The 25,356-nt window shown below is 32.1% G+C and carries 23 protein-coding genes, 1 tRNA gene and 1 pseudogene; 23 read left to right on the top strand and 2 right to left on the bottom strand.

Going from position 1 to position 25,356, the window contains the following annotated elements:
- Positions 1 to 74: 74 nt before the first annotated feature.
- From DW1_RS06740 to DW1_RS06785, 10 genes are all read left to right on the top strand, one after another.
- On the top strand, positions 75 to 2,336 hold the full coding sequence (locus DW1_RS06740) for an ATP-dependent Clp protease ATP-binding subunit (RefSeq protein WP_074349851.1): 2,262 nt from the start codon (positions 75 to 77) through the stop codon (positions 2,334 to 2,336).
- Positions 2,337 to 2,456: 120 nt separating this feature from the next.
- Entirely contained in the window at positions 2,457 to 3,134 is a 678-nt protein-coding gene (sdaAB, locus tag DW1_RS06745) for an L-serine ammonia-lyase, iron-sulfur-dependent subunit beta (protein WP_074349852.1), read from the top strand.
- Positions 3,135 to 3,138: 4 nt separating this feature from the next.
- Positions 3,139 to 4,011, top strand: coding sequence for an L-serine ammonia-lyase, iron-sulfur-dependent, subunit alpha (gene sdaAA / locus DW1_RS06750; RefSeq protein WP_074349853.1), 873 nt, complete (start codon positions 3,139 to 3,141; stop codon positions 4,009 to 4,011).
- Positions 4,012 to 4,055: 44 nt separating this feature from the next.
- Positions 4,056 to 5,153, top strand: a complete 1,098-nt coding sequence (mnmA, locus tag DW1_RS06755) for a tRNA 2-thiouridine(34) synthase MnmA (protein WP_074349854.1) — start codon at positions 4,056 to 4,058, stop codon at positions 5,151 to 5,153.
- A gap of 189 nt (positions 5,154 to 5,342) precedes the next feature.
- Positions 5,343 to 6,800 (top strand): aminoacyl-histidine dipeptidase, encoded by a 1,458-nt coding sequence (locus tag DW1_RS06760; protein ID WP_074349855.1) that lies wholly within the window; start codon positions 5,343 to 5,345, stop codon positions 6,798 to 6,800.
- A gap of 272 nt (positions 6,801 to 7,072) precedes the next feature.
- Positions 7,073 to 7,438 carry a DUF1292 domain-containing protein gene (locus DW1_RS06765; protein ID WP_083605569.1) on the top strand — a complete coding sequence of 122 codons (366 nt, stop codon included), beginning with the start codon at positions 7,073 to 7,075 and terminating at the stop codon, positions 7,436 to 7,438.
- A gap of 191 nt (positions 7,439 to 7,629) precedes the next feature.
- Positions 7,630 to 8,931, top strand: a complete 1,302-nt coding sequence (locus DW1_RS06770) for a M18 family aminopeptidase (protein WP_074349856.1) — start codon at positions 7,630 to 7,632, stop codon at positions 8,929 to 8,931.
- A gap of 114 nt (positions 8,932 to 9,045) precedes the next feature.
- Entirely contained in the window at positions 9,046 to 9,678 is a 633-nt protein-coding gene (locus DW1_RS06775; RefSeq protein WP_074349857.1) for a RecX family transcriptional regulator, read from the top strand.
- A gap of 26 nt (positions 9,679 to 9,704) precedes the next feature.
- Positions 9,705 to 10,541 carry a Cof-type HAD-IIB family hydrolase gene (locus tag DW1_RS06780; protein ID WP_074349858.1) on the top strand — a complete coding sequence of 279 codons (837 nt, stop codon included), beginning with the start codon at positions 9,705 to 9,707 and terminating at the stop codon, positions 10,539 to 10,541.
- A gap of 84 nt (positions 10,542 to 10,625) precedes the next feature.
- Positions 10,626 to 10,814, top strand: coding sequence for a DUF378 domain-containing protein (locus DW1_RS06785; protein WP_074349859.1), 189 nt, complete (start codon positions 10,626 to 10,628; stop codon positions 10,812 to 10,814).
- A 1,150-nt stretch (positions 10,815 to 11,964) separates the two neighbouring features.
- Here DW1_RS06785 and DW1_RS15795 read toward each other — a convergent pair.
- Positions 11,965 to 12,776 (bottom strand): annotated as a pseudogene (locus tag DW1_RS15795) (transposase); the annotation flags it as partial.
- On the opposite strand from DW1_RS15795, the gene DW1_RS15275 reads away from it, so the two are divergent.
- The 7 genes from DW1_RS15275 to trmB all read left to right on the top strand — a co-directional run bounded on the left by DW1_RS15275 (position 12,680) and on the right by trmB (position 19,289).
- Positions 12,680 to 12,913 (top strand): hypothetical protein, encoded by a 234-nt coding sequence (locus DW1_RS15275; protein ID WP_143474373.1) that lies wholly within the window; start codon positions 12,680 to 12,682, stop codon positions 12,911 to 12,913. The pseudogene DW1_RS15795 and the gene DW1_RS15275 sit on opposite strands and share 97 nt — an antisense overlap.
- On the top strand, positions 12,900 to 14,507 hold the full coding sequence (locus tag DW1_RS06800) for an ATP-binding cassette domain-containing protein (protein WP_074349862.1): 1,608 nt from the start codon (positions 12,900 to 12,902) through the stop codon (positions 14,505 to 14,507). Before DW1_RS15275 ends, DW1_RS06800 begins: the two co-directional genes overlap by 14 nt.
- Positions 14,494 to 16,080: an ATP-binding cassette domain-containing protein gene (locus DW1_RS06805; RefSeq protein ID WP_074349863.1), complete on the top strand. Its 1,587-nt coding sequence runs from the start codon at positions 14,494 to 14,496 to the stop codon at positions 16,078 to 16,080. The genes DW1_RS06800 and DW1_RS06805 overlap by 14 nt, the downstream gene beginning before the upstream one ends.
- Before the next feature lie 117 nt (positions 16,081 to 16,197).
- Complete coding sequence (locus tag DW1_RS06810; protein WP_083605571.1) at positions 16,198 to 16,536, top strand: helix-turn-helix domain-containing protein; 339 nt, start codon at positions 16,198 to 16,200, stop codon at positions 16,534 to 16,536.
- Between the two features lie 194 nt (positions 16,537 to 16,730).
- Positions 16,731 to 17,477 carry a peptidylprolyl isomerase gene (locus DW1_RS06815; RefSeq protein WP_074349865.1) on the top strand — a complete coding sequence of 249 codons (747 nt, stop codon included), beginning with the start codon at positions 16,731 to 16,733 and terminating at the stop codon, positions 17,475 to 17,477.
- 104 nt (positions 17,478 to 17,581) lie between these two features.
- Positions 17,582 to 18,538, top strand: coding sequence for a tRNA modification radical SAM protein MnmL/YtqA (locus DW1_RS06820; RefSeq protein ID WP_074349866.1), 957 nt, complete (start codon positions 17,582 to 17,584; stop codon positions 18,536 to 18,538).
- 112 nt (positions 18,539 to 18,650) lie between these two features.
- Positions 18,651 to 19,289, top strand: a complete 639-nt coding sequence (gene trmB / locus DW1_RS06825) for a tRNA (guanosine(46)-N7)-methyltransferase TrmB (protein ID WP_074349867.1) — start codon at positions 18,651 to 18,653, stop codon at positions 19,287 to 19,289.
- A 28-nt stretch (positions 19,290 to 19,317) separates the two neighbouring features.
- On the opposite strand, the gene DW1_RS06830 is transcribed toward trmB, so the two are convergent.
- On the bottom strand, positions 19,318 to 19,491 hold the full coding sequence (locus tag DW1_RS06830) for a DUF1540 domain-containing protein (protein ID WP_074349868.1): 174 nt from the start codon (positions 19,489 to 19,491) through the stop codon (positions 19,318 to 19,320).
- A gap of 129 nt (positions 19,492 to 19,620) precedes the next feature.
- Here DW1_RS06830 and DW1_RS06835 point away from each other — a divergent pair.
- The 6 genes from DW1_RS06835 (at position 19,621) to DW1_RS06860 (ending at position 25,355) form a co-directional block, all read left to right on the top strand.
- Positions 19,621 to 19,696, top strand: a tRNA-Val gene (locus DW1_RS06835).
- An 84-nt stretch (positions 19,697 to 19,780) separates the two neighbouring features.
- Positions 19,781 to 21,142, top strand: a complete 1,362-nt coding sequence (locus tag DW1_RS06840; protein ID WP_074349869.1) for an RsmF rRNA methyltransferase first C-terminal domain-containing protein — start codon at positions 19,781 to 19,783, stop codon at positions 21,140 to 21,142.
- Positions 21,143 to 21,164: 22 nt separating this feature from the next.
- Positions 21,165 to 21,899 carry a pseudouridine synthase gene (locus DW1_RS06845; RefSeq protein WP_074349870.1) on the top strand — a complete coding sequence of 245 codons (735 nt, stop codon included), beginning with the start codon at positions 21,165 to 21,167 and terminating at the stop codon, positions 21,897 to 21,899.
- Between the two features lie 48 nt (positions 21,900 to 21,947).
- Positions 21,948 to 22,529, top strand: coding sequence for a DUF6648 family protein (locus DW1_RS06850; protein ID WP_242942447.1), 582 nt, complete (start codon positions 21,948 to 21,950; stop codon positions 22,527 to 22,529).
- 148 nt (positions 22,530 to 22,677) lie between these two features.
- Positions 22,678 to 24,111, top strand: a complete 1,434-nt coding sequence (locus DW1_RS06855; RefSeq protein WP_074349872.1) for a spore germination protein — start codon at positions 22,678 to 22,680, stop codon at positions 24,109 to 24,111.
- Positions 24,108 to 25,355 (top strand): Ger(x)C family spore germination protein, encoded by a 1,248-nt coding sequence (locus DW1_RS06860; RefSeq protein WP_074349873.1) that lies wholly within the window; start codon positions 24,108 to 24,110, stop codon positions 25,353 to 25,355. The genes DW1_RS06855 and DW1_RS06860 overlap by 4 nt, the downstream gene beginning before the upstream one ends.
- The last annotated feature ends 1 nt before the right edge of the window (position 25,356 follow it).

Here is a 25,356-nt window from a genome sequence, read left to right on the forward strand (position 1 = left end):
CTTATTCAAATGAGGGTATAAAGTGTGATATACTAAAAATGTTGTATTTTCTTATAAAGATAGAGGTGGTTGTGATGAAGTTATGTTCTATTTGCAAGAAAAATATTGCTGTAATGCTAACTACAAAAATAGAAAATGGGAAAACTGAAATTACAGGAGTTTGTATGGAATGTGCCAAGAAAATGGGCTTACCTGTAATAGACCAACTTATGCAGCAAATGAATATGAAGCCTGAAGAACTTGAAAATATAACTAATCAGATGAATAATGTTTTTCAGGATGCAGATATAGAAAAATTGGATTCAGAGAACCCAATTATGAGTCTTTTTAGCAATATGTCAAATAAAGAGGACAACTCAGAGACTAAGGGTATAGATTCAGATTTAAAAGAAAAGGAATCTAATGTAAAGGATGAAAAAAAATCTCGTAGAAAGAAAAAGAAATATTTAGATACCTATGGAACGAATCTTACAAATAAGGCAATAGACAAACAAGTAGATAGAATTATTGGACGAAATCGAGAAATTGATAGGGTAATTCAAATATTAAATAGAAGAACAAAAAACAATCCTGTACTTATTGGTGAACCAGGAGTGGGAAAAACTGCAATAGCTGAAGGATTAGCTGTTAGAATAGCTGAAAGACAAGTTCCTTCAAAGCTTTATGATGCGGAGGTGTATTTATTAGACTTAACTGCAATTGTAGCAGGTACCCAGTTTAGAGGACAGTTTGAAGGACGTATGAAAGCTATTATAGATGAAGCAAAAGAGCTAGGAAACATAATCTTAGTTATAGATGAAGTTCATAATATAATGGGTGCAGGAGAAGTTCATGGTGGAGTGATGAATGCTGCAAACATCCTAAAGCCATCTCTAGCTAAGGGAGAAATTCAGGTTATAGGCACTACGACCCTAGAGGAATATAGAAAGCATATTGAAAAGGACTCAGCATTAGAAAGAAGATTTCAGCCAGTATTAGTTGATGAGCCAACTGTGGAAGAGACTATTGAGATCTTAAAGGGAATAAAAGGCTATTACGAAGACTACCATAAGGTTCAGATAGCAGATGAAGTAATAGAATCTGCTGCAAGACTCTCTGAAAGATACATTACTGATAGATTTCTGCCTGATAAGGCTATTGATGTAATTGATGAAGCTGGATCAAGAGTAAACTTGAAAAATAAAGGGTTTGTTGAGCTAGAGGCTTTGAGAGAAGAATTAAAAAGAGTACAGGAATTAAAAGAGACTGCTGCATTTTCTGACGACTATGAAAAGGCTGCAGAATATAAGATGAGAGAATATGAGCTAGAAGATAAAATTAGAGAAATTGAAAAGGAATGTTCAGAAATACATGTGACTGTTGATGATGTAGCCTATGTAATAGAATCTTGGACTAAGATCCCTGTTCAAAGAATCACAAAAGAAGAAGCTACTAAACTCTTAAACTTAGAGGCAATTTTGCACAAAAGAGTTATAGGCCAACATGAAGCAATAGTAAGCTTATCTAAAGCCATTAGAAGAAACCGTTCTGGATTTAGGAGAAAGAAAAAACCAGCATCCTTCATTTTTGTAGGACCTACTGGCGTAGGAAAGACTGAGTTAGCAAAGGCCCTTGCCAGTGAGCTGTTTGGAAGTGAAGAAGCTATGATACGTGTAGACATGTCTGAATTTATGGAAAAGCATACTGTATCTAAGCTTATAGGAGCTCCTCCGGGATATGTAGGTTATGATGAAGGCGGACAATTAACAGAAAAGGTTAGAAGACGACCATATTCGGTTATATTACTAGATGAAATAGAAAAAGCACATCCAGATGTGTTTAATATGCTTCTTCAAATACTAGAAGATGGCAGACTTACTGATAACCAAGGTAGGACTGTTTTCTTTGAAAACACTATTATTATAATGACTTCTAATGCTGGAACTAGCTTTAACACAAGCACATTTGGTTTTGCAAGAGAAAACTATATAGCATTGGAGACTAGAGCAAAGGATGCACTAAGGCAAACATTTAGACCAGAATTTCTTAATAGAGTAGATGAGACCATAGTATTTACTCATTTATCTGCGGAAGAGTTACGCAAGATTGTTGATTTAATGCTTGAGGAAGTTGAAGAAGATGTAAAAGCAAAGGACATGAATATTCATGTATCAGACAGAGCAAAGGACTTTTTAGTAGAAAAGGGATATGACCAAAAATATGGTGCTAGACCGTTAAGAAGAGCTATACAAAAATATATAGAAGATGAAATAGCAGAGCTGTATTTAAGAGATGAATTTACAAAGGGACATACCATAAATGTAGATGTGGAAGACGGAAATCTAGTTATTAAATAGGCTGCTGAAAAGTTCAGCAGCTTACTTTTGGAACATAGATAATATAATTGAAATGGTAAATATTTTATGGTAGAATTCGAGAAAATAAAACAAAAAAATATTAAGGAGAGGTGATTATCCATGAGGGAATATAGTGTATTTGATATACTAGGACCTATTATGATTGGCCCTTCTAGCTCCCATACAGCAGGTGCCGCTAGAATTGGTAAAGTTACTAGATATATTGCAGGAAGCAATTTTAATTCAGTTACATTTTATCTTCATGGTTCTTTTGCTAAAACCTACAAGGGACATGGTACAGACAGGGCTTTAGTTGCAGGAATTCTAGGGATGGAGCCTTATGATGAGAATTTGAAGAATTCATTAGAAATAGCTAATGAAAAAGGTGTTAAAATCAAGTTTATAGAAGCTGACTTAGGTATACAGCATGAGAATACAGTAAAGATTGTTGTTGATAAAAATGATGGAAGCAAAACGGAGGTAACTGGTTCATCTATTGGCGGGGGAAATATATTAATTACAAATGTAGACGGATTTAATGTTAAGATGACAGGAGATCACCCAACCTTAATCGTAGTACAAAATGATAAGAAAGGAATTATTAGTGAAGTCACTAGAGTACTTTCACAAAATGGTATAAATATTGGAATTATGAAGGTTAGAAGAAAGAAAAAGGGCGTAGAAGCTTACATGATTATAGAGACAGATGATGAGATCACCGAGGATGTAGTTAATCAGCTAAAAAATACAGAAAATGTTTTGGGAGTAAAAGTAATTAATCCAGTAAAGGTGAGGTGATAAAATGTTTAACCATGGTTATGAATTATTAAAATTAACAGAAGAGTTTAATGTTAAGATATCTCAAATAGTAATAAAAAGAGAAAGTGAACTTTTGGAAATAACAGAATCAGAGCTAAGAGAAAGAATGAAGAGTGTCTTAAAAGTTATGAAAAGTTCTGCCCAAAAGAGCATTGATGAGGAAGTTAAATCAGTTGGTGGAATTATCGGTGGAGATGCTAAAAGAATTGAGACATATAGAAAGAAAGGAAAAACAATTTGTGGAGACATAGTAAATAAGGCTATGGCTAGAGCATTTTCTACATCTGAAGTAAATGCAGCTATGGGAAGAATATGTGCGTCACCTACTGCTGGTTCTTCTGGAATCATTCCTGCAGCAATAATAACAGTTGCAGAAGAGCTTGGTTTAGGAGAAGAAGAGATGATAGATGCAATGTTTACATCAGCAGGAATTGGAACTATAATAGCCTCAAATGCTACTGTAGCAGGAGCAGAAGGAGGGTGTCAGGCAGAGTGTGGTTCTGCTGCTGCAATGGCTGCAGCTGCCATAGTAGAAATGGCAGGAGGAACACCAGAAATGTCTCTTCATGCTGCTGCAACTGCCATAAAAAATGTATTAGGCTTAGTATGTGACCCTATAGCAGGACTTGTAGAAGCTCCTTGTGCTAAAAGAAATGCATCTGGTGTAGCAAATGCTATGATATCAGCTGACTTGGCTTTAGCCGGAGTTAAAAGTATAGTTCCATTTGATGAAGTTGTAGATGCAATGTATAGAGTTGGAAAATCTCTTCCTATGGAATTAAGAGAAACAGCTTTAGGAGGATTAGCAACTACTGAAACAGGAAAGGCTATAAATAAAAGGATTTTTGGAGAGTAAAGAGGAAACAATAGAAATTGAATAAACGGTAAGGAATGATATGAATGGCTAAGGATAACAAGGACATTAAAGTTGTAGTAGGTATGTCTGGTGGAGTAGACTCTTCTGTTACTGCATATCTTTTGAAAGAACAGGGATATGATGTTATAGGTATATTCATGAAGAACTGGGACGAAAAGGATGAAGCAGGTGTATGTACTGCTGAAGAGGATTATGAAGATGTTAGAAGAGTATCTACTCAATTGGGGATACCATATTATACAGTTAACTTTACAAAAGAGTATTGGGATAGGGTGTTTTCCTATTTTTTAGAGGAATATAAGAAAGGGCGAACTCCAAATCCTGATGTTATGTGTAATAAAGAAATCAAGTTTAAGGCTTTTTTAGATTATGCATTAAAGCTAGGAGCAGATTATATTGCAACAGGTCACTATGCTAGAGTTGATTATAAGGATGGAGAGTATAAGCTTTTAAGAGGTTTGGATAATAATAAAGATCAAACTTACTTTCTATGTGCTTTAAATCAATACCAGCTATCAAAGAGTATGTTCCCTGTTGGACATTTAGAAAAAGCTGAGGTTAGGGCTATAGCAGAGAGAGAAGGTCTTATCACGGCTGGTAAGAAGGATAGTACTGGAATTTGCTTCATAGGAGAAAGAGATTTTGATAAATTCTTAGACAATTATCTACCTGCTCAATCAGGAGATATAATGACTTTAGATGGAAAAGTTGTAGGTAGACATTCAGGCCTAATGCATTATACATTAGGTCAGAGGAAGGGACTGGGAATTGGAGGTATAGGCACAGGGGAACCTTGGTTTGTTGTAGATAAGGATTTAAATAAAAATATTTTGTATGTAGTTCAAGGTGATAAACATCCTATGTTGTATTCAAATGGGCTTATGGCAAGTGACTTGAGCTGGATAAGTGATAGACCTAAGCCAAAGAAATTCGAGTGCACAGCAAAGTTTAGATATAGACAACCTGATAATGAAGTAAGTGTTTATTTAACTGATGATAATAAGTGTGAGGTAATATTCAAAAAACCTCAAAAAGCAGTCACTCCAGGGCAAGCTGTTGTATTTTATGATGGAGAAGAATGCCTAGGTGGAGGGATTATTGATAGCATCATAAGAAATTAGAGTTTAAAAGTGATAATCATGTAAGGACTGCTATTAAGAACTAGATGATTTATGGAAAGTTTAGCAATAGTATAACGGTAGTTGAACGATAACCAACAGTGGTTGAATAGTTTGACTACTGTTCTACTATGTTAATCATGAATAAATTCCAAAAAATTATTTTTAATTACATAATAAGGGGTGTATAAGATGAGTAGAGTGTTAGAAAATCTTGAACCAAAAGCTGTTTTTAGTTTCTTTGAGGACATGACTCAAATTCCGAGGTGTTCAGGTAATGAGAAGGCTATAAGTGACTATCTAGTAGAATTTGCAAAGAAAAGAAGCCTAGAAGTAATTCAAGATGAGGCATTAAATGTCATAATAAAAAAGCCTGGTACTAAAGGATATGAAAATGCACCAACAGTAATTTTGCAGGGTCACATGGATATGGTTTGCGAAAAAAATAAAGATACAGATCATGATTTCTCTACTGATCCATTAAAACTAAGGGTAGTAGATGATATGTTAATGGCAACAGGAACTACATTAGGAGCAGACAATGGTATAGCTGTAGCATACGCATTGGCTATATTAGATTCTAACGAAATTTCACATCCGCCACTAGAAGTACTTATAACTACTGAAGAAGAAACTGGAATGGGTGGAGCAAATAGCCTTGATCCTAGTAATTTAAAGGGGAAAATATTAATAAATATAGATTCTGAAGAAGAGGGTACACTTTTAGTAAGCTGTGCAGGAGGCATTAGAAATATTATTAGTATACCTATTGAATGGAATGATTCACCAAAGGACTACCTGGTATATGACTTAAGGGTAAGAGGATTAAAGGGTGGACATTCTGGAATGGAAATCAATAAAGAAAGAGGAAACTCCAATATTATATTAGGAAGAGTCCTTAAAGAAATATCGACTAATAATGATATTTATCTAGCAGCAATTAGCGGTGGAGCTAAGATGAATGCCATACCTAGGGAAAGCGATGCTGTCTTATTAGTAAATAGTAATGGTAGAGCTAAGGTTGAAGAAGAAATAGCAGAATGGAATAAGATTATAGGGAATGAACTAAAAACAGCTGATCCAGATCTAAGAATAGAATTAGAACTATCAAATTCTACATATGAAAAAGTATTTTCTAAAGAAACAATGAAAAAAGTATTGACTGCATTAGTTTTAATCCCAAATGGCGTACAGACCATGAGTATGGAAATTGAAGGATTAGTTCAAAGTTCAACGAATCTAGGAGTTTTAACTACTACTGAAAAAGAAGTTTCATTAGAATGTGCTATAAGAAGCTCTGTTAGAACTCTAAAACTGGACATTGTAAGGAAAATGGAAGCATTAGCGGATTTAATTGGTGCCAGAACATCAAGCGAGGGAGATTACCCTGCTTGGGAGTATAGAAAAGATTCATATATAAGAGAAGTATTTGTTGATACATACAAGAGAATGTACGGTAAGGAGCCAATAATAACAGCTATACATGCAGGTCTTGAATGCGGTCTTTTTGATGAAAAGCTTGATAATGTAGACATGATTTCACTTGGACCAAATATGTATGATGTACATACACCAAACGAGCATGTCAGCATATCATCTACAAAGAGAGTTTGGGAGTATTTGCTAGAAGTTCTTAAGTCAATCAAATAATTTATAAGAAAATTTTACATTTTACTATATACTAATTCTAGGGAATGATATATCATATAAAATATACATACTTTTATGACCTAACCCGATTGTTTCGGATGCTTTTCTGAAAGAATCGTAGGTAGGTCAAACGCACCGAGCACCAACCCTATTGTAGGTTTATGATAGGAGTGTCCGCTAGGACCAAATTTATGGAGGATAGTCGAGCAAATAAATTTGTGTTGCAAGACTGTGGGAAAAGTATGAAATAAATAATAAAGGAGAATGAAAATATGACAGACAATAAACATAAAGATGGTTGCTGCTGTGGACACGACCACGAGCATGAACATGATGGATGCGGCTGTGGTCATGACCATGAAGAAATGGAAATAATGACATTGACTTTAGATGATGGTACTGATATGGAATGTCAGGTTTTAGGAGTATTCGGAGTAGAAGACAAAGAGTATATAGCTCTACTTCCTTTAGAAGAGGAGAATGTCTTACTATACAAATATAGTGAAACTGAAGAGAGTATAGAACTAGAAACTATTGAAGATGACAGCGAGTACGACCTTGTTGTAGAAGCCTTCTATGAATTATTCAGCGACGATGAAGATTATGAAGATTATGACGAAGAGGAAGACGAAGAATAAACTAGGCTAAAATATAAGTACTTCGGGGTAGTAACCGAGGTACTTGTTTTTTATGACCTAACCCGATTTTCTGAATGCTTTTTTCAGAAAATCGATGGTAGGTCAAACGCACCGAGCACCAAATTCATGTGAGCGATAGCGAGCAAATGAATTTGTGTTGCGAGACTTCAATTAGTATAGGAGGGGAAAACATGACTAAAGAGTTAGATTTTGCACAGAAGCTTATTGATTTCATATATGAAAGCCCAAGTAACTTTCATGTAGTGAAAAATATTGGGACCATGCTAGATAAGAAAGGCTTTAAGAAGTTAGATATTAGAGAAAGATGGAATATCGAAAAGGGTGGCAAATATTATATTGAAAAGAATGGAACTGCATTAATAGGTTTTGTAGTAGGAAACGGAGAGCTTGAAGAAGAAGGATTTAGAATCATAGGTGCTCATACAGATGCTCCAACTTTTAGAATTAAGCCAAATCCAGAAATAGTTGTGGAAAATAATTATCTAAAGCTCAATGTAGAAACCTATGGTGGTCCCATATTATCTACTTGGCTAGACAGACCACTTGGAATAGCAGGAAGGGTTAGCTTAAAATCTGAAAACCCATTATATCCAAATAATAAATTGATAAATATAAATAGACCGGTACTTATAATACCAAATCTAGCTATACATATGAATAGAAATGTAAACGAGGGAGTAGAGCTTAACAAGCAAAAAGATATGCTACCTTTACTTTCTCTAATTGACAAGGAATTTAACAAGGATAATTATTTATTAAAGCTAGTAGCTCAAGAATTAAATGTAGAACCTAGTGAAATAATAGACTTTGATTTATTCTTATATGAATTTGAAAAGGGAAGGATTATAGGCTTAAATAATGAGTTTATTTCATGTGGTAGACTTGATGATTTGGCTATGGTACATGCTGGAATAGAAGCACTAATTGAATCCACTGACTCTAATGCTACTAAAGTTATGGTATGTTTTGATAATGAAGAAATTGGAAGTAGTACTAAGCAGGGTGCTGATTCACCAATGCTTAAAACTGTATTAGAAAGAATAGTATATGGGCTTGGAAAAGACAAAGAAGATTTTTTCAGAGCTTTGTATAGTTCATTTATTATTTCCTCGGATATGGCCCATGCACTACATCCAAACCATACTGATAAGCATGACCCTACAAATAGACCTATAATAAATAAGGGACCAGTAATAAAGATAAATGCAAATCAGTCATATACAACTGATAGTGACTCAAGTGCTGTATATGAAAAACTATGCGAAAGAGCTGGAGTACCAGTTCAAAAATTTGTAAATAGATCTGACCTAAGAGGAGGGTCTACTATTGGTCCAATATCCTCTACACATCTAGATATCCGTTCAATAGATATAGGAAATCCAATGCTTTCTATGCATTCTATTAGGGAGCTAGGAGGAGTATTAGATCACTATTATATTAAGAAATCCTTTGATGAGTTTTATAAATTATAAAGCTTGATAGATTATATTAGATCCTTCGCTACATCCAAGATGACTATAGAATGTTAAGTTGGGTGATGGGAAGGGTCTATTATTATCATTCCTATACATAGGAAGGTGAAACCATTGAGTATAATTACAAAAATAGAGCAGCAAAAAAAGAATATCCATAGATATTCTATATTTTTAGATGAAGAATATTCTTTTTCAGTTAGCGAGGACACACTTGTAAAGCTAAGACTAAGAAAGGGAATGGAAGTTGATAAAGAACAATTAGACTATATTTTAGAACAAGAGGAGATAAACTCATGTAAAGCCTTTGGATTGAAGCTACTAAGCCATAAGGCGAGAAATGAGTATGAAATTAAGGACAAGATGACTAAGAAAGGCTTCAATGAAGAAGCTATAAGAAAAGCAATGAAATATTTAAAAGAACAAAAATATATTAATGATGAAGAATATGCAAGGAGCTATGTAAAGGATAAAGTAAATATAAAAAAGCTAGGATATGTTCGAATTAAGAACGAGCTTTTCCAAAAGCGTATTGATAGTGAAATTATTGAAGGTACATTAAGTGAACTCATTGATATGGATGCTGAGTATAAAAGAGCCTTAGAATTAGCAGAGAAGAAAATGAGTACTACCTACAAGAATGATGATACTCAAGCTGCATATCGAAAGTTAGGTGGATTTTTGCAGAGAAGAGGGTATTCTATGGATACTATTATAAAAGTACTCAACGAAATCTTCAAAACATGATTAAACATATATTAAGGGGTGCGACTATGAATTATAAGCTTGTTGCTATTGACTTAGACGGTACCTTGCTTACAGAGGAAAAAAGAATCCCTTCAAAAAATGCAGATGTCTTAAGGAAGCTATCAGATAAAGGGATTGAAATAATTATTGCAACTGGAAGAAGGTATTGGTCTGCTAGAAAGTTCATGAGAGAAATTAATATGAATCTAACTGTTGTAGCAAACAATGGAACAATAATAAGAAGTATGAATGATGATAAAGCAATACTAAATAAGTATTTAAATAAAGAAGACTTTTATGAATTGGTAAGGGAAGGAAGAAAAAGGGGCTTATACCCAATTATCCACGTTGATCATTTTGAAGAGGGCTATGATATAATGATTGAATTAGACAAGGAACACGAAAAGTACTCATCCTATCTATATGATATACCTGATAGATATAAGCAAATAGAGGATTTACTTTTATATGAGAATCCTAGGGTATTGTCAGTAGTGTTCCCTGGAGATATTAAATTACTTAAGGATTTTCATGGGCTGCTTAATAATACCCATAAAGATAAATATTGTTCTCATGTATTGACTAGTTTAAGCAAAGTTGGCCCAATATTAGAGGTTATGGGTCCTTTAGGGTCAAAATGGAAGACATTATTAGACTATACTAGACAAAAGGGAATAAATGAAAAAGAAATAGTAGCCATTGGTGATGATGATAATGACATAGAAATGATTCAAAATGCAGGTATAGGAATAGGTATGAAAAATGCTTCTCCAGGAGTAAAGAAAGTCGCCGATATGATTACAGAAAAGACAAATGATGAGTGTGGAGTGGCTGAAGTTTTAACTAAGGTTTTTGGACTATAACCAAATAATATATAAGAATATTTGAATAAATATGTGAATAAGCTAATATATTTTACTAAAGCTAAAAATTGGGGGGAAGGTTCGATGAAGATTCTAACAGGGATTGCATCATTACTCATTGTATTAGGGGCAATAAATTGGGGACTTGTTGGCTTATTTAACTTTGACATTGTAGAGGTTTTATTTGGTGGAAGAGATAAAACTATATCTAGAATAATATACTTAATTATAGGATTGGCAGGAATATATACAGTTTTATATTTACTTTTATAACCCAAGCCAAGCTTGGGTTTAATTTATCCTTTATTTCTAGTAGTATTAGATTGTTTCAATTAAGTCTACTCTAAAAAATTAGCATGTTTATAGTTAACTATTGGTGTAGCTGTAAAAACACGCAGATTTTATATAATTATGTCAAATATGCAAGAATTATGGAAAATATTATAAGTATGTGCTAAAATTAAATAGAAGCTTAATCTTCTGGAATGAAAAAAACAGATTAGACTACTTATTTATAAGTCATAGAATTTTGGCATACTTGTATATATACATACTGCAATTACAATAACTTATTCACATAATATACCTGTTTTTTCATAAAGGACAAGCTTTCAGAAATTCTATTAAAGTAAAGGAGGTCATCTGTGAAAACATATAAGATATACTTAAAAGTTAACAATGTAATGTCAATATAAAAAAGGTTATTCCTAATAATCGGTTAAGTTGGTCAAAAAAGTAAGGATTGATCTTAATAGTTTATAGCTTTTTGCTCGGCTATATATCCCTTTTGCTTTGCATTATTTTGTTTATATTTTCTTTTTATAAGGGTCAAGATAACAAAGCTCCTATTACTAGTATTATAAACACTAACTTGTTCTATATCTGTAACACTAACATACTTTGCAACTGTTCTTCTATTTATGCCATATTTTCTTGCTATGCTTATATTTGACTTTTCTTTTGCTGATTCTTCTTTTATTTCTAGTGTTAACTTTATAATCTATTAATCTATTTGCTTTTTGTTCCTTCGTACCAGCTAAATCATCTATCTTTCCGCTAAATACTTTTGTGTTACAATCAAGATTTTCACATCTGCATTTAACAAATTTAATTGTTAAAATCAGATTTTATATTGCTATCTACATTTTTTTGCAGTCTGCTGTCTCCATGCTTACTGTACTGTATAGTCACTTATATAACCATATGGAAAGCTTGATAATACAAAATATTGTCGAAAAATATCAATTGAAAATCAAGTTTAAACAATATATACTTAAGGTAAATATACTAACACATAAATATATTTACATGTTAATATGTTTAGTAAGATAATGAAGTGTTTAGTTAAAAGTACATTAACATTAGTGAAAGAATCATTATTAATAAATGAACTTTGAAAACTGAACATCAAATATAAGTACTATTAAGCTACAGAGCACTTTGCTGTAAGCATCTTAACATGTTCTTCTGGTGAACGAAGCTCAAATGGTTTTCTGTCTCTAAGTACAGCAAAGATGATAAAAATAAGCTTATGCATAACAGCTCCTAAGGCTACCTTTTTAGGCTTGTTTTGTGATTTCTTTTTATAATATTCCATCAATACAGGGTTACAAGCCTCATTATTTCGCTTAGTACGGATATTAGCAAGTGCTATAGTAAAAAGTACTCTCCTAAGTAATATAGAGCCTCTCTTAGACATTTTATTCTTAGTACCAGTAAATTCACCAGATTGTTTAACAGAAGATCAACCCCAAAGAATGCTACCAATTTATTAGGCTTAGAGAATGCGGAGAAGTCACCAATTTCAGCAATAATTGTAGCAGCTGTAAGGAGACCGACACCAGGGATACTCTGAAGAAGTTTAAGAGTTAAGGATAGCATAGGAATGTCCTTGGATAAGTCATCAGTAATCAACTGATGAATAGCCTTTAGAATCCTTTTAAGATTATCCTGTAGATTCTTAACCATTGAAACATATATGACTAACATTGCAATATTTTCAGAACTGCTAAGGCTAAAAGGTTTAAATTCCCTAGTCTTAAGGACTAATAGTTTATACTTTGCAGTTGCTCATTTAAGGCTTTTGCGAGAATTATGCAAAATTAAAGAAATTAGGCTATCATTTATTTAGATATAGTTTGGGGCCTAATAGAAACCTTGATGAGATAAAGAATGTAAAAACTGAAATACTGAAGATAAAAAAATATTGTAATCGACAAGTAATCTTTCCAGAAGTACAGATTAAGTTTCAAGAATTACATTTGAGTCAATTCGAGGACATTAATTCATTAGATAATGGGCTAGCTTATGAAGGCAGTAGCTTATTTACTCCATTTTACAAGGTAAAGGAGGTCGTCTATGCAAACATTTAAAATATACTTAAAAGCTAACAGAGCAAAAGTGATTACTCTCTTGCTACTTACACTACTAATCAGTTACCTTAATTTTGTAATATACGATAAATTGGATTCATTCTTTAAGGAAATCACTGGTGGTACATTGAGCTTCGACTTTAGTATTGTTGCTATCTTAATATTCTTATACTTTCTATTGCTCGGCATTAATATTTTATCGAATTTAATTGAAGTCAAATTACTTCGAAAGGGTGTCAATAATTTATTGATTTTCTTTATGAGAAAGGTGTTCTATAGTGAAGATGTATATATATTAAACCAAAATTCAAATCTTCTTATAAGCAAGGCTACCATGAGCTGTAATTCAATTTCAAAGTACTACACTTCAGTAATTAAAATAATTACTTCAGTAATCATTCTGATTGCATATGCAAGTATTATAATCCAGATAGATTCAACTGTATTGATCCTATGTATATTATTAACACCTTTGATTGTCCTATGTACTATAGGGATTAAGGAAAAGATCACACATTATCAGACAAGATTTTTTGACTACTCAAAAAATAGGACAAGTAGAGTTTTAGATGCTTTTGACAATATTAAAAACATCAAGGTAAAAAATGAGTATGACTTGTTTAAGGGTAAAATTCTCAACGAGCAACTATTACTAAAAAAGAATACAACGATATATACACTTTTTTACTCCTATTTTGATAGCATAGTTAATTTCATAATAAGTTTAGCACCAGTACTAGTCATATATACATATATAGTTTTCATTAAAAGCAATGCTTTAAGTAGTGCTGAAATTATAATGCTATTTACCTTTATACCTATGTTCTTGTATAGTTTTTCTAATCTATATAATATTTTTAGGGATTATTTTGAATGCAAACCATATCTACTTACTTATAAGGAAATATGTGATTTAAATACTGAGTTGACAGGTAATCGAATAATTGAAAAATTTGAACTTTTACAGACAAAAAATTTGACCGTTCAACTTGATAATATGAGGGAGCTAAAAATACCTGATATGATAGTGGAAAAAGGGGAAAAAGTTCTGATAATAGGAAGAAGCGGAATAGGTAAATCTTCATTTTTTAATATCCTATTGGGTTTCACAAAAAACTACAAAGGAACTATTTCTGTAAATGACGTTGATTTGAAAGAATATGATATCAAGTCAATAAGAAATGTGTTCGGAATATCATTTCAAAACAATGACTTATTTTCACTTAGTCTAGAAGATAATATTACCTTGGGTGGCAAAGTAGAATTTGAAAGTTTTGAAAGTATTCTAGATTTATGCCAATTAGACAAGCTGAAAAATAACTCTAATTCTGTTATCAACAAGAACGAGCTATCAGGTGGTGAGAAATCAAGAATAAGTTTGGCGCAAAACCTCATAAGAAATCCTGATGTTATCCTTATTGATGAGTCTTTTTCCAGTTTAGATGAGTACAATGTAGATTTGATTATGCAGGGAATTTTAAAAAAATATAAGGAGTCTACTATTATTTGCATAAGTCATAATTTATCCTTAGAAAAATACTTCGATAGAACTATAAATTTTGAAGAAGGGGGTGTATCTGTTGAAAAATGCTAGAATTTATCTTAAAAACAATATCATAAACAATATACTCTTATTTTTAGTAACTGTTTCTGTAGGGGTACTTTCAGTAAAAAACATTTCATTAATAGAAAACATCTTAGACAAAGGTATATTAGCAGCAAATAGTTCAGAATTGAATAGGGATATGATTTTATTTCTAATAGCATCAATATCATTAATCCTATTAAATATTGCATTGCCAGTACTAAAAACCGCTACTTACTGGAAAGGGTGTACCAATTTCATTGATGAAACAATATCGAAGGTGTTTTCAGCAGATTATGTCCAAATGTTCCTTAAAAAAGATTCAAGCAAATTGTGGACAGATATTAATCTTAGTACCTCATATATATGTATGTATTATGATGCTTTCATTAATATTATATATCGTGTAATAAAAATATTAATTTATTTTACAGTCTTAATCTCTATAGATTTATACGCAAGCCTCATAATACTGATTGTTTTCATTATAAACATATTTATAATAAACAAAATAAAGAAAAAGGTCCAATACTATCAGCAACAATTTTTACTTGCTTCTCAAAATTTAAGTTCTTCAATTGTTGAGTATATAAAACTGATTAGAAATATAAAGGCAAAAAATAAAGAAGAGTACTTCATTGCAAAGATTGAAGAAAATCAAAATAGGCTTAATGATAACATAATAAAAGATAGTTTAATAAAGAACATATCTAGTAATTTGGTTAACTTCATTTCTAACATTACTCCAATTATTGCTGTTACTGTGATAATCAGTATCTCAGGACATAGCTTTACTTCAGTGGGGAATATTGTATCAGTGTATTTATACATTCCTATAATTTTAGGGACATTGCAGGATATTCATTCTCTGATACTCCAAATGATGTCCTCAAAGCCTTATATGGAAAGTTTAAGTGATTTGTATGAAATTGAATCTGAAGAGTTAGGTTCTGTTCCGATAACAGATTTTCAAAAACTTAAAATCAAAGATCTGATTGTAACTCTTGATGGCAATACTACAATAAAATTTGAAGATATGATTGTCAATAAAGGAGATAAGATATTAATAAGTGGAGCTAGTGGTTGTGGCAAATCTACATTCTTCAATATACTTTGTGGACTCATTAAGAACTATGAAGGAACTATCGAAATAAACGATATTGATTTTAAGATGCTAAATTTAACAGATTTGAGAAAAGTCATTGGGATTACATTTCAAGATAATCGAGTTTTCAATCTATCTTTCGAAGAAGCTATTAAGTTAAGTACTGATAGTCCCATTGATGATGTTGTGAAGATATGTGAAATTCAAGATATATATGAGCACAATAAGACAGGTTGTGTTAGCAATGACAAACTCTCTGGTGGAGAAAAGTCAAGAATAAATCTAGCTCAAAGTTTGATTAGAGAACCAAAAGTATTACTTATTGATGAATCCCTCTCAGCCTTGGATGAAGAAATGGAAATAAGAATCTTGAATAATATAGTTAACAGATTTAAAGATATTACAATTATTCTTATCAGTCATAGAAAGACATCAAAAGGTTTTTTTGACAAAAAGATTTCATTTACTATTCAGTGACTTAGCTAGTTGCAAAAGATGTTACATATTAGTATAATAACTTCCTGTGCTTCATATAAGGAACCAAAAAAATATTCGATTTTGTCATAAATGATTTTGATTTAGGTTAATTCTATTATGAAAAAGGTGGTAAATATGTTAACGCTTAAAGAAGTGTCTAAAATTCTTGGAGTAGGTACAAAAACAGTGACTGAGTGGGCTGACAAAGGAAGAATTGAGTTCATATCTGTTAATGGTGAATATTACTTCACGAGAGATTCTATAGATTCCTTTATTTCAGAGACAGGTATTCAACTAATTAAGCCTATGGGTACCGATTTGGAATCCCTAAATGCCATAATGAAACATCTTGAGAATGAAGGTGTTGAAGAAATAATGAATACGTATTATGAAGAAAAGAATGTCCTAACTCCTGAAGAGATAGAAAATATAGTAAAAGAAGAACAGAAAAAATAGGATTTGATGAAAGTGTTAGAATACAAATTGGGACAGTTAAAGCTATTGACTAAGTAAGAATTAAATAATTTTAATAAAAACCTATCTTTTTTAACCCAAGTTAAGCTTGGGTTTTACTTTATCCTTTATTTCTGGTAGTATTAGAGTGTACTTAAATTGGGTATACTCTAAACTAAAATAAAGGAGAGTTATTAATGGAAGAAAATAAAGTATTAGCAATAGTCAATGGTAAGGAAATTACAGAAAATGATGTAGAAGCATTTATTCAGAGTCTTCAACCTCAAGTAGCAGCACAGTTTGGTGGTGAAGAAGGTAAGAAAAAGCTTTTGCAGGAGCTTGTGAATCAAGAATTATTCTATCTTGATGCTATTGATAATAATCTTGATAAAGAAGAAGCCTTTATTACTGAACTTGAACGTATAAAGGTAAATTTACTTAAACAGTATTCGGTAGCTAAAATATTAAACAGTGTAACTGCTACTGAGGATGAAATAAAAGATTATTACGAAAAATTCAAAGATACATTTAAGAAGCCTGAAAGTGTAAAGGCTAGCCATATATTAGTTGATGATGAGGATACAGCTTTGAACATAATAAAAGAAATAAAAGAAGGATTATCCTTTGCAGAGGCTGCAAAAGAATATTCTAAATGTCCTTCAAGCACTAATGGTGGAGATCTAGGATATTTTACTAGAGGAAAAATGGTTCCTGAGTTCGAGAAGTCAGCATTTGAATTGAGTAAAGATGAAATTAGCAATCCTGTTAAAACTCAATTTGGATATCATATTATTCATGTAACTGACAAAAAAGAAGAATCTGAAAGTACAATAGATGAAGTAAGAGATGAACTTGAAAGGCAAATTATCATTGTAAAGCAAAACGCTGCTTATACCAATAAAGCTACAGAACTATTGAATAAATATGAAGTAAAAATGCAATAGTAAGTGAATAATGGGGAGTTCCAAGGCCATTAAAAAGCTATTATTGACACAAGTAATTTTTTAGTGGCTAGGAGTTCCTCCTAATTATTATAGGAGGAATTTTTATGGAAGAGAGAAACTATTATAGAGTATATTCTGACTATCTAAAAAACAAATATGGAACAAAAGTTTATAAATTACCTATAAATCTACCTCTTACATGCCCAAATAGGGACGGTTGTGTTGGATATGGAGGATGCATTTTCTGTGGAGAAGAAGGTGCAGGTTATGAAAATCTTTCTAATACCATATCAGTTAGAGATCAACTTTTAGAAAATAAAGAATATATAAGAAAAAAATATAAAGCTGAGAAGTTTATAGCTTACTTTCAAAATTTTTCAAATACATATATGGGATTAGAGACTTTTAAAAAATATATCAAAGATGCAATTATGGAAGATATAGTTGAGATAAGTATTTCTACTAGACCAGACTGTATATCAGATTCGTATCTAGAGTTTCTTTCTCATATTAAAGAAGAATATGAAATTAATATTAGCTTTGAGCTAGGATTACAAACAGTAAATTATCATACATTAAAGAAAATAAATAGGGGACATTCCCTTGCAGAATTTATAGATAGTATGATAAGAATAAAACCTCATAGTTTTGACGTATGTGCCCATGTTATATTAGACTTGCCTTGGGATAATATTGAGGATGCTATTGAATGTGCCAAAATATTATCTGCATTATCAGTGGAGCAGGTAAAGCTACATTCTCTATATATAGTTGAAAATACATTGCTTGAAAGAATGTATAAAAACAGTGAAATTACTATGCTATCAAAGGAAGAGTATATAAATAGAGTAGTTGCTTTTCTTGAATATCTTCACCCTGATACTATAATACAAAGAGTTATTGGAAGAGCACCAGAAGAGAACACTCTTTTTGTTAATTGGAATACAAGTTGGTGGAAAATAAGAGATGAAATACTGGAAAAAATGGAAGAGATGAAAACATATCAAGGGAAAAAATGTGACTATCTCAATGGAAAGGCTCTAAAGAAATTTAATAAGTAGCAAAGCTTAATATTCTAACGAAGCAAGAAAGAGGATTACACATTAGGTCATTCTGAAGCGAAGCTGAAGAATTTTCATATTTATATACAAAGTTGTGGAGGAATAGCAATCTATGAGAAGAAGAAAAAAACCAGGAGCCAAAGATGAACTGCTAAAATTTGAGAACTTGCTAATATTAAGTCCAGAGGAGAACAAAGGAAAGTGGAAGGATATTTCCAATAATAAGAAAATTCATGTTGAGCTTGGAACTGGTAGAGGGCAATTTATAAACACTCTTGCAGAGATGCATAGAGATATATTTTTTATAGGGATAGAAATTAAAGAAGAAATTCTTTTGGATGCAGTTAAAAAATCATTAGATAATGGACTAAATAATATAAAATATTTATGGCATGATATTAATAATATAGATACTATTTTTGACGAAGATGAAGTAGAACGTATCTATATTAACTTTTGCGACCCTTGGCCAAAGAAGAGACATAGTAAAAGAAGGCTGACACATAGAGAATTTCTAGATAAGTATAGAAAAATTTTAAGCCAGAATGGTGAGATACATTTTAAAACTGATGGAGAGGAGCTATTTGAATTTTCTCTAAATGAAATGTTAGATACAGAATATATAGTGAGAGATGTATCCTTAAACCTTTATAGAGATGAAAGTATTGACACAATAAAAACTGAATATGAAGAAAAATTCATTAGTCAAGGAAAAAGCATATATAGGTTAGTTGCAAAAAATAATAAATAGGCAGAAAAATTTCTGCCCATTAATATTATTATTTTAATGCAGGAGTAAAGGTAGCGCAATCTGTTTCATCAGTTGAGGTTGCATTTCTTGGTTGTATTTCTATACTTGCAGCTGTGCAATTGTCACCTTCTGCATGGTAATAGCAAGTATTGACTACACATTTAACTCCACTTAGATTTCTATCTGTTTTTTCGATACGCATTATATACCTCCTTAAATTAGTATTACCTCAATCATTATTTTGTGAAAATACAATGGAAATATTCATATATTGAATATTTTAAACAAAATAGTTGAAAAATAAATAAAAAAACTGTATTATATCTATTATGGGGAGTTAACTCAGCTGGTAGAGTATCACCTTGACATGGTGGAAGTCGTAGGTTCGAGTCCTATACTCCCCACCAAATAAACAAACTGTAGACGGATATGTGGCACTCCTGAGTAGAGTGCTTTTTTCGTATTTAAATATAAATATTGGGGTGAAAATAATGAAGCTACCTTTGGCTTTTACAGAAAGAATGGAGAAGCTTTTAGATGACGAATATGGTGAATTCGTATCTACCTATGACTATGAGCATTATAAAGGCATTAGGATAAACACTTTAAAAATACCAGTAGATGAATATTTGAAAATTACGCCCTTCAAGCTTAAGCCTATACCTTGGGTTAAAGAAGGCTTTTACTATATGGATGACGAACAAGATAGACCTGGTAAGCACCCACATTATCATTGTGGCCTATATTATATACAAGAGCCAAGTGCCATGATACCAGTAGAAGTATTAGCTCCTGTGCCTGGAGATAAGGTACTGGATATAAGTGCAGCTCCAGGAGGAAAATCTACCCAAATCGGAGCTAAACTTCAAGGTGAAGGAGTTATAGTCGCAAACGATATTAGTCCTAAGCGTACAAAAGCATTAGTTAAAAATATTGAAATTTTTGGGATTAAAAACTTTATAGTAACTAATGAAGAGCCTAAAAAGCTAGCAACGAAGTTTGTAGAGTATTTTGATAAGATTTTAGTAGATGCACCATGTTCAGGAGAAGGAATGTTTAGAAGAGATCCAAAGGCTACTAAAAGCTGGAATGAGTTCTCTGTCCATGAATGTTGCAATATGCAGAAAGATATTTTACAGTGGATACCAAAACTGCTAAAGCCAGGCGGTAGACTTGTTTACTCTACTTGCACTTTTTCACCAGAGGAGAACGAAGGGACAATAGATTGGTTTTTAAAAGAGTTCCCTGAGTTTGAAATAGAAGCTATTGAAGGCATAGAAGGATTAGATAGAGGAAGACCAGAATGGATAGGAGCTAGTAGCCAATTAACTAAGGCTGGAAGGGCATGGCCTCATAAAATCAATGGTGAAGGACATTTTGTTGCAAGTCTTAGAAAAAAAGACAACTCCATATTAAGTTCTTTTAAACCATTTGTGCTAAATAATAAGGAGCTAGATGAATTCTATAAATTTACAGAAGAAAACTTAAAGATAGATTTTAAAGAGAGATTACACAGAGTTGGAAATAGATTGTATGCTATTCCGCAGGATATACCTGAACTTAGAGGTATTAATGTTGTAAACACAGGCTTATACATAGGAGAGTTTTTAAAAAATAGGTTTGAGCCTAGTCAAGCTCTTGCAATGGCGTTGGAAAAGGAAGACGTGACTAATTATGTAGATATACCAAGTGAAAGTATTGATGCAATCAAATACCTAAAGGGAGAGACTCTATTATTAGAAGGAGAAAAGGGCTGGAATCTAGTATGTATAGATGGATATCCAGTAGGTTGGGGCAAGCAAATCCAAGGTAGCCTTAAAAACTATTATAGAAGTCAGTGGAGAATGTTATAGACTTTATTTAAGGAGTGATCCTATGCAAAAGAAAGAGAGATTAGATAAGATTCTTTCAAATTTAGGCTATGGAAGTCGAAAAGATGTCAAGGGCTTGGTTAAATCTGGTAGCATAGAAGTCGATGGAAAGATAGTTAAAGACGGCTCTCTTAAGATAGACCCATATAGTTCAGTGCTTAAGATAAAAGGTGAAGTAGTAGAGTATAGGGAATTTATATATTTAATGATGAATAAACCCCAAGGTGTGATTTCTTCTACAGATGATTTTAGAGATAAAACAATAATTGATTTGATTTCAGACCAGTATAAGGTGTTTAACCCCTTTCCTGTAGGTAGACTAGATAAGGACACTGAAGGACTTATGGTTCTGACAAATGATGGACAGCTATCTCATCGTGTTTTATCTCCTAAAAAGCATGTTGAAAAGCTATATTACGCTGAGGTAGAAGGGGTAGTTACTGAGGAGGACAAAAAATTATTTAGTGAAGGGGTTATTCTTGATGATGGATATAAGACTCTTCCAGCTAAACTTGAGATTATTGCTTCAGATAGTATTTCCAAGATATATTTAACTATTAAAGAAGGGAAGTTTCATCAAGTAAAAAGAATGTTTTTATCAGTTGGTAAAAGAGTTATTTATTTAAAGAGAATGGCAATTGGCGGTTTAAGACTTGATGAAAGCTTGGGGCTTGGAGAGTATAGAGAGTTGACAAATGAAGAAATATTGCTACTTGAAAAAAAGGGATTATCAAAGTAGTTTCTTTTTGCCATGGAAGATTTTAATATTTATGGTATAATAGAATAAGTGAATACAAGATTAGATAGGGTGTTATTATTGAAACATTTTAAAAGACAGAGTATTTTTGACAGATTTTTTGAACATAGAGACTCTTTGATAATTCAGTATAAAAACGGAGATATAACAAAAAGAGAATTTTTAGAAGGGAACTTTGATTTTGTTCAAAAGATTAAGCTTAAGCCCTTTTCTAAGGTTGACAGCTATGAAAAGGGAATATATAATTATCAATACTATAATGTACTAGCAAAATATTATAACATGCTTGCAGCAGATATTAAAGATGACATTAACTTTGCTAGGCAATATAAATCCTGTAGATATAAGGCAAACTATTATTATAATGAAAAAGATAAGGCTACACTGCAATTATTGAGGTTTTTAGAGTTCAAAAATATTGAGGCTTATTTTATTAAGGTAGAATCTGAATACTTAAAGGATAAGTTGTATGAAATTGTACTAAAGGATTATGAATTTGCAATATTTCACTCTAAAAGCAATTGGCTACTGAGAATTTTGAGAGAAGAAGGGGTTTTTATCGAAAAGAAAAAGGTATCTCTTATAGATGGATATATTAATGAAAAATACTAGAATTTATAGTTATTCTTATAGTGAGAATAGATAGGTTTGAGATAACATCAAACCTATCTATTTTTTTGGGCTATAGTATATTTATAACTAGTGAGAAGAATTTTTTATTTAGAAATTGGGAACTATTTTTATAAGGCAGGTGATGGTCTTGATTTCTAAAAAAGTACAGGAAAATAAAGAAAAAACAACCATGCTATTTAACAATTCAAGTGATTTAGTATTATTTGAGTTTAGAACTTTGTCAGATATTAGGATATTAGTAGCTTATATAGATGGTCTCATAGATAAAAATAGCTTAAATGAATATATAATAAAGCCTTTAATACAAAACCTAACTCATCCTCAGGACATTAGGTCGACAGTTTTTATTTCTGAAGTCAAAGAAGTATCTAACATAGAAGAATTAATCAGTCCTATGACCGAAGGGTATGTAGCAGTTTTCATAGGGGGATTAGAAGTATGCTTTTTATACAACACTAGTCATAGGGATAGAAGAACAGTAGAACAGCCAGATTCAGAGCAGGTAGTAAAAGGTCCTAAAGAAGGATTCATTGAAGATATAAGTGTAAATAAAGCTCTTATTAGACGTAAAATAAAAAACAATAATTTGATTTTTGAAGACTATACCCTAGGGATTCAAACGAATACAAAAATTTCCTTAGTTTATATAAATGGCATAGTAAAACAACCCATATTAGAAGAGGTAAGAAGAAGAATAAAGAAAATCCAAATTGATGGAGTACTAGATGTTGGGTACATAGAAGAGCATATAGAAGACTCACCAAAGTCTTTAATAAGTACTATTGGATATACTGAGAAGCCTGATGTGGCAGTTGCTAAAATACTAGAAGGTAGAATAGGGATTTTATGTGATGGAACACCAAATGTTTTGACTGTACCTAAACTGTTTATTGAAAACCTACAGACAGCAGAGGACTATTATGTAAAACCACAATATGCAACCTTCCTTAGGGTTATTAGGATTACTTCACTTTTCATATCAATATTTTTAATAGGGACTTTTATAGCTTTGCAAAGTTTTCACCAAGAAATGATACCTACAAAGCTCTTAGTATCTATGGCTGGGCAAAGAGAAGGAGTGCCATTTACCTCTTTTCTAGAGGCACTCTTAATGATTATATTTTTTGAATTAATTAAAGAATCAGGACTTAGATTGCCTAAAAATATAGGCTCAGCAGTCAGTGTAGTAAGTGCTTTAATTTTAGGGCAATCAGCTGTAGATGCTGGAATAGTAAGTCCAATTATGATAATTATAGTTGCTATTTCAGGGATATGTGAGTTTATAGTACCTTCACTAAGAGAGATAATATCTATATATAGACTTATATCACTTTTTCTAGGGACACTCTTTGGTTTATATGGAATAGCATGTGGAATAACTATACTCGTAGTACACTTTGCTTCATTGAGATCCTTTGGCGTACCTTATCTCTATCCAATTGCACCCTATGACAAGAAAGGGATGAAGGATTTTATTATCAGATTTCCAATGGATAAACTTGACTTAAGACCAAGAAATATTTCATATAAGAAGGCTAGAAAAAGGAATGAGAGAGTATGAAAAAAAGGGTAGTTCTGTTAGTACTATGGATAATGATCATTATAACCGTAACATCATGTACAGAACGTCGAGAATTAGACGACTTAGGGATTGTTATATCTATGGGTCTAGATGTTGAAGATGAAAAAATAATTATGACGCTTGAAATAATCAACCCTACATCCTCTAAACTATCAGCTGGTATGCCTGCACAAAGGAGTTCTATTTTTATTCAAGGAATAGGCAATACAGTATTTGAGGCTGGGAGAAATGTGACATTGGAATTTGATAGAAGAGCATATTTATCACATAACAATGTAATAATTATAGGTGAAGAGCTTGCAAGACGTGGAATTGGCGATATTATTGATTTTTTATCTAGAGACAATGAGCAGAGAGAAACAGCATATTTAGTTGTAGCCAAAGATGCTAAAGCTTATGAGGTCATGGGAATTAATGCAGGGTTAAGTAATTCTTTTGGTGGTTATTTAACAAATATAATAGAGAACTATCAAAGAAATGAAAAAACTAGAAGTCTGACAGTTTTTGAGTTTTTTAGATATTATTATGATCTAAGTACAGGACCTATACTAGGGGTAGTAGAAAAAAAGGAAAAAATTGAGATAAGTAAGGAAACAAATAAGGAAATTTTTCAAGAATCAAAAGATGAGAGCTTAGATAAATATATTCTTGATTTAACTGGTGGAGCAGCATTTGCAAGGGATAAACTACTAGGATATTTTTCGGGAGATGAAATGATAGGGTTCAACTTTATTGTTGATGAATATGAAAAAGGGTTAGTAGTGCTTGAAACTCCTAAAGAACTAAGTGAGGATATTTCTAGCATAGGGAGAGCTAGCGAAAACTTAGTAGTAGAAGTTCTTAGGAGTAAGACAAAAAAAGAAATAGAAATTGTGGATGGGAAAATACATCTTTCTATCAAAGTGAATATCAGAGGATCATTGGGAGAAGCAACTGCAGGTGTTGATGTAGGTAATCCAGAGGTCATAGAGGTTATTGAAAATGCCTGTTCAGAAAGAGTAAAAGAGCTTATAGAAAACACTATGGAAAAAGCTCAGAAAGAATTTCAATACGATAATTTTAGTATTGGAGCATTAATGCATAGAAAGCACCCAGTTGAATGGAGAAAAGTATCTGATGACTGGCATAATGTTTTCACTAAAATTAGTTATACTGTAGATGTTAAAACAGAAATACTAAGGACTGGGCTAATAGATACTCCCGGAAACATAAGAAAAAGGTGAA

The sequence above is a fragment of the Proteiniborus sp. DW1 genome, assembly GCF_900095305.1.
In the GTDB taxonomy this organism is placed as follows: Bacteria; Bacillota; Clostridia; order Tissierellales; family Proteiniboraceae; genus Proteiniborus.

Excerpts from the sequence above, each read along its gene's own strand:
- DW1_RS06815 (WP_074349865.1), top strand. The coding sequence starts at position 16,731 with ATGGAAGAAAATAAAGTATTAGCAATAGTCAATGGTAAGGAAATTACA.
- DW1_RS06820 (WP_074349866.1), top strand. The coding sequence starts at position 17,582 with ATGGAAGAGAGAAACTATTATAGAGTATATTCTGACTATCTAAAAAAC.
- DW1_RS06830 (WP_074349868.1), bottom strand. The coding sequence starts at position 19,491 with ATGCGTATCGAAAAAACAGATAGAAATCTAAGTGGAGTTAAATGTGTA.
- DW1_RS06770 (WP_074349856.1), top strand. The coding sequence starts at position 7,630 with ATGACTAAAGAGTTAGATTTTGCACAGAAGCTTATTGATTTCATATAT.
- DW1_RS06785 (WP_074349859.1), top strand. The coding sequence starts at position 10,626 with ATGAAGATTCTAACAGGGATTGCATCATTACTCATTGTATTAGGGGCA.
- DW1_RS06760 (WP_074349855.1), top strand. The coding sequence starts at position 5,343 with ATGAGTAGAGTGTTAGAAAATCTTGAACCAAAAGCTGTTTTTAGTTTC.
- DW1_RS06810 (WP_083605571.1), top strand. The coding sequence starts at position 16,198 with ATGAAAAAGGTGGTAAATATGTTAACGCTTAAAGAAGTGTCTAAAATT.
- DW1_RS06765 (WP_083605569.1), top strand. The coding sequence starts at position 7,073 with ATGACAGACAATAAACATAAAGATGGTTGCTGCTGTGGACACGACCAC.
- DW1_RS06740 (WP_074349851.1), top strand. The coding sequence starts at position 75 with ATGAAGTTATGTTCTATTTGCAAGAAAAATATTGCTGTAATGCTAACT.
- trmB (WP_074349867.1), top strand. The coding sequence starts at position 18,651 with ATGAGAAGAAGAAAAAAACCAGGAGCCAAAGATGAACTGCTAAAATTT.
- DW1_RS06845 (WP_074349870.1), top strand. The coding sequence starts at position 21,165 with ATGCAAAAGAAAGAGAGATTAGATAAGATTCTTTCAAATTTAGGCTAT.
- DW1_RS06860 (WP_074349873.1), top strand. The coding sequence starts at position 24,108 with ATGAAAAAAAGGGTAGTTCTGTTAGTACTATGGATAATGATCATTATA.
- mnmA (WP_074349854.1), top strand. The coding sequence starts at position 4,056 with ATGGCTAAGGATAACAAGGACATTAAAGTTGTAGTAGGTATGTCTGGT.
- sdaAB (WP_074349852.1), top strand. The coding sequence starts at position 2,457 with ATGAGGGAATATAGTGTATTTGATATACTAGGACCTATTATGATTGGC.
- sdaAA (WP_074349853.1), top strand. The coding sequence starts at position 3,139 with ATGTTTAACCATGGTTATGAATTATTAAAATTAACAGAAGAGTTTAAT.
- DW1_RS06800 (WP_074349862.1), top strand. The coding sequence starts at position 12,900 with ATGCAAACATTTAAAATATACTTAAAAGCTAACAGAGCAAAAGTGATT.
- DW1_RS06780 (WP_074349858.1), top strand. The coding sequence starts at position 9,705 with ATGAATTATAAGCTTGTTGCTATTGACTTAGACGGTACCTTGCTTACA.
- DW1_RS06840 (WP_074349869.1), top strand. The coding sequence starts at position 19,781 with ATGAAGCTACCTTTGGCTTTTACAGAAAGAATGGAGAAGCTTTTAGAT.